At 55.1% G+C, this 1,559-nt stretch carries 1 protein-coding gene; it reads right to left on the reverse strand.

Annotated features, from left to right (window positions below; all coding sequences use genetic code 11):
• Positions 1 to 85: 85 nt before the first annotated feature.
• On the reverse strand, positions 86 to 1,312 hold the full coding sequence (locus FE781_RS17295) for an IS110 family RNA-guided transposase (RefSeq protein ID WP_138790840.1): 1,227 nt from the start codon (positions 1,310 to 1,312) through the stop codon (positions 86 to 88).
• Between the last annotated feature and the right edge of the window lie 247 nt (positions 1,313 to 1,559).

Raw genomic sequence — 1,559 nt, forward strand, 5'->3', positions numbered from 1 at the left:
TTCTATCCCGAAAATAATAGTCGCTAAAAAGCACAAAAAGGCCAACCCACCGTTACATCGCTTCAAATTGGAAAATGATAGGGGATTATGCGGTTTGCTCCCGTTCTTTTACCATAACGTCATATCCTAACATTTCCAACTTCCGTATCGCTTGTCGGGCCATCTGTTCACGCCGGCGTTCTTCGTAATAATGAGGCCCCAGTTCGTTGTAAACCTGTTTTTCCTTTAGCAGATGGTAGACGATGGTCAGGATCCGATGGGCCACCGCCACAGCCGCCCGATTGGCCCCTCGTCTGGCGGCAATGCGATGATATAGACTGGACAGATACGTGTGTTTCGTTCGGACTGCTGCCCGTGCCGCCTCGATGAGAGCGCTCCGAAGCTTCGGATTCCCTTTGGTCGTTCGCCCGGACTTTCGTTTCCCAGCACTTTCGTTGTTCCCTGGAGCCAACCCCGCCCACGAACACAAATGAGCGGCAGACGGAAAGCGGCTCATGTCGGTACCCGTTTCAGCGACAATTTGTTCCGCCGTCCGCCGGGCCACCCCGGGAATGGTGTCCAGCCGCTCCAGGTCTTCCTCAAAAGGGAGCATCCGCCTCTTGATCTCCTCGTCCAACTGTTGAATCAGCGCGTCCAGTTCATCGACGTGCCGCAGTTGGGTTTGGAGCATCAACCGTTGGTGCGGGCCGATCAGTCCTTTGAGCGCGCGCTGGAGATCCGCTTTCTTGTTCTTCAGACGCCGAAGTGCCAACTCCGACAAGGATTCCGGATCAACGTTACCGGCTATCAGCGCTTCGATCATCGCACGCGCCGATTTGCCCAGAATATCGCTGGCTACCGACGACAGTTTGATGTTGGCGCCTTCCAGCACTTTCTGAATCCGGTTGACTTCTCGTGCCCGCTCCTCGATCAGACTACGGCGGTATCGGATCAACTCGCGAAGCTCCCGTTGATCACGTGGCGGAATGAAGCTGCCTCGGAGCAATCCATGCCGGAGCAACGAAGCGATCCACTCGGCATCCTTCACATCGGTTTTTCGTCCGGGAACATGCTTGATATGCTGCGCATTGACGACCAAGGTTTGAATCTCTTCCGTCTCCAACAGGTTATAGACGGGTTTCCAGTAGGAACCGGTGCTTTCCATGGCGGCGTGGGTGCAACCTTTGCTCTTGATCCAGTCCACCATCTGCAACAGATCGTCGGTCATGGTCGAGAATGTGCGGATTTCTTTCTCGTCCGGCGTGATAATGCAGGCCACGACCGTCTTTTTGTGGACATCCAGTCCACAGACATGGCTGTAGACGACATCCATGATGGACAATCTCCTTGCGGCTTTGTCGATTGAGGGCTGGTGCAACGACCACACATGGGCCATTCTATCCCGCGTGCTTCCCGAAGGAGCGACAATCTGTGGTGCACCTGGTCGTTGGGGTCCGTCTAAGAGTCGGGCTCGCAGCACCAAGAAACAACGACCTCCCTCCACCAGCCGCAGGAATATTGTACCGCATTCGCCCATTTTCATCATCTGCTGGTGCCGCATTAGCGGCATGGGGGTCTAA

Source organism: Paenibacillus thermoaerophilus, assembly GCF_005938195.1.
Lineage (GTDB): Bacteria > Bacillota > Bacilli > Paenibacillales > Reconciliibacillaceae > Paenibacillus_W > Paenibacillus_W thermoaerophilus.